This is a genomic window from Cryobacterium sp. TMT3-29-2 (assembly GCF_004564305.1).
Taxonomy (GTDB): domain Bacteria; phylum Actinomycetota; class Actinomycetes; order Actinomycetales; family Microbacteriaceae; genus Cryobacterium; species Cryobacterium sinapicolor.
This window is the reverse complement of the sequence record NZ_SOGK01000068.1, coordinates 1-3027: the sequence shown is the minus strand read 5'-3', so window position 1 is coordinate 3027 and position 3027 is coordinate 1. Positions and strand designations below refer to the sequence as shown.

The 3027-nt window shown below is 70.7% G+C and carries 2 protein-coding genes; both read right to left on the bottom strand.

Translation table 11 applies throughout. The features are described from left to right. Positions 1 to 62 precede the first annotated feature (62 nt). Positions 63 to 1091 (bottom strand): phosphoribosylaminoimidazolesuccinocarboxamide synthase, encoded by a 1029-nt coding sequence (locus E3O67_RS08095; protein WP_135102427.1) that lies wholly within the window; start codon positions 1089 to 1091, stop codon positions 63 to 65. Positions 1092 to 1641: 550 nt separating this feature from the next. Next, positions 1642 to 2910, bottom strand: coding sequence for a phosphoribosylamine--glycine ligase (gene purD / locus E3O67_RS08090; RefSeq protein ID WP_135102426.1), 1269 nt, complete (start codon positions 2908 to 2910; stop codon positions 1642 to 1644). Positions 2911 to 3027: the final 117 nt, after the last annotated feature.

The window sequence follows — 3027 nt, the reverse complement described above, 5'->3', positions numbered from 1 at the left end:
CTCCGCCGAGCCGCCGCGCCCCGGGGACGCGCTCCGCCGAGCCGCCGCGCGCCGGGGACGCGCTACGCCGAGCCGGCCCCGGACGCCGCCTGCGTCAGACGCTCCAGCAGCTGCCGGTAGCGGGCCGCGGTCTGCTCGATGATCTCGACCGGAAGCGCCGGCGGCGTGCCGGTCAGGTCCCAGTGGGCCGTGAGCCAGTCGCGCACGATCTGCTTGTCGAAGCTGGACATCCGTTGTTCCGGGGTAGCGCCGGACTGCCAGAGGGCGGCGTCCCAGTAGCGGCTCGAGTCGCTGGTGAGCACCTCGTCAGCGAGAGTGATGACGCCCGTGACGCGGTCCGCGCCGAACTCGAACTTCGTGTCGGCCAGGATCACTCCGGCCTTCTCGGCGATCATGGAGGCGCTGTCGAAGATCTCCAGCGACCGGCGACGCAGGTCGCCGGCGACGGATGCTCCGACCAGCTCCACCGTGCGCTCGAACGAGATATTCTCGTCGTGCTCGCCCAGCGGGGCCTTCCAGGCGGGGGTGTAGATGGGCTCGGGCAGGCGGTCGCCGTTCTGCAGGCCGGCCGGCAACGGGATGCCGCACACCGTCTGGGTGGACTGATATTCCTTCCAGCCCGATCCGGTCAGGTACCCGCGCACGACGCACTCGATCGGGAACATGTCCAGCGTTTTACAGAGCATGGCGCGGCCGGCGACGGCCGACGGGATCAGGCTGGTCACGGCTCCGTTGATGGTGTGGTCCGGCACGAGGTGGTTCGGGACGCCCGCGAGCTGGTCGAACCACCAGAGGCTGAGAGTGGTGAGCAACTCGCCCTTGCCCGGGATGCCGGGCTCGAGCACATGGTCGAACGCGCTGACGCGGTCGCTGGCGACCACGAGCACGCGCGTGGCGGTCGCGAGGTCGGCTGCGGCATCCGTGCCTCTGGATGTGCCCGGAGTTGCGCCCTGCGTCGTACCCGGGGTCGTGCCCTGTCCCGACGGCTGCGACTCCGGAACGTAGAGGTCGCGCACCTTGCCCGAGTAGGCGTGGCGCCATCCCGGCAGGGCGAGCGGGGCGGATGCGGCGGGCTGGTCGAGTGCGGTCACGGCTATATTCTTGCGCACCGGCTGGTGCCCGCGCCAACGCGGTGCCGTCCCACCTGCTGGCCCTGCCGCCCGACTCGGATCACCTGCGTGGGGCTAACTCAGGAGAATTGCGGCGCCGATGCCGCCCGTCCCGGTGTTCACCGGTGTTTCACGGGTATTCCCAGCCCGCGCCGAAGGGATCTCCTGAGTCAGCCACAGAGACGGACGGTGGGGCAGGCGGGTGAAGCCGGTCGGCAGCAGCGGCTCGGCCGCCGCACGGTGCATGACTCCTGCGATTCGCGGCCCGGCAGCTGATCCGCCGCGTTATTCCGGGCCTCCGCCGAAACGGAGCGCGAAATTGCAGGAGTTATGCGCGTCGCGGGCGGGGAACCGGGCGACGGGGCCGGATCTGGCGCCCGCCTGCGCCGCGGCAACTCAGCCGACTCAGGCAACTCAGCCCAACTCAGTCCAACTCAGTCCGACTCAGTCCGACTCAGTCCGACTCAGGCAACTCAGGTAACTCAGCCCAACTCAGCCCAACTCAGTCCGACTCAGCCCAACTCAGTCCGACTCAGCCGGCGACCTGGGCGGCGATGTCGGTGCGGTACTGGGAACCCTCGAGCGAGATCTGGGCGAGGGCCTCGTAGGCGCGGGCGCGGGCATCCGTGAAGCCGTCGCCGATCGCGACGACACTGAGCACCCGTCCACCGGTGGCGACGAGGGTGTCGTCGATCACGGCGGTCGCCGCGTGCGCGAGGGTGACGCCGGGCACGGCGGATGCCGCGGCCAGGCCGGTGAGGGCGCGTCCGGTGACCGGCGCATCCGGATAGTTCTCGCTCGCGAGCACGACCGTGACGCAGGCGTCCGTCGAGAATACCGGGCGGGCCAGGCCGCCGAGACCGCCGGTTGACGCCGCGAGCAGCAGCCCCGCCAGCGGCGTGACCAGCCTCGGCAGGACCACCTGGGTCTCCGGGTCGCCGAACCGGGCGTTGAATTCGATCACCCGGATACCCTCAGTCGTCAGAATGAGGCCGCAGTAGAGCAAACCGATGAACGGGGTGTCCTCGGCGGCGAGCTGGCGCACCGTGGGCAGCGCGATCGTTTCGATGACCTCGTCAACGAAGGCCTGTTCGCTGCCGAATTCGGCGTCGAGCCAGGGCAGCGGCGAATAGGCGCCCATGCCGCCGGTGTTCGGGCCGAGGTCGCCGTCGCCGAGACGCTTGTAGTCCTGGGCGGGGGAGAGCGGCAGCACGCTGTGGCCGTCGCTGAGTAGGAAGAGGGAGACCTCCGCGCCGTCGAGGAACTCCTCGATCAGAACGCTGCCGTGCTGCAGCCAGAAGGTGGCGTGCGCGAGCGCGGCGTCGCGGTCCGAGGTGACGAGCACGCCCTTGCCGGCGGCGAGGCCGTCGGCCTTGACCACGTAGGGGGCACCGAATTCGTCGAGCGCGGCCGTCGCTTCGGCGAGCGTTCCGACACGTTCGGCACGGCCGGTGGGCACCTGCGCGGCATCCATGATGCGTTTTGCGAAGGTTTTGCTGCCTTCGAGCGCGGCCGCAGCCCGGCCCGGACCGAAGACCGGGATGCCCCGCGTGCGCAGAGCGTCGGCGACCCCGGCGACGAGCGGGGCCTCCGGCCCCACCACGACGAGTTCGATTCCGTTGAGATTCGCGTAGTTCGTGACCTGCTCGGGGTCCGCCGGGTCGAGCGGAACTACCGGCACATCCCGGGCGATGCCGGCGTTGCCGGGCGCAGCCACGACGTCGTGCTGAGGCTCCTCGCGGAGCAGCGCGGTGATGATGGCGTGCTCGCGGGCACCGGAACCGAGGACCAGAATCTTCACCCCGTCAGGTTAGCGGATGCCGCCACACCCCGCCCTGGTGGGGTGCCCCGGCTGCCCGGGGTCGCGCCGAGTGCCCGCGGCGCCGAGGGCCCGGGGCGCCCGGGGCCCCGGAGTGCT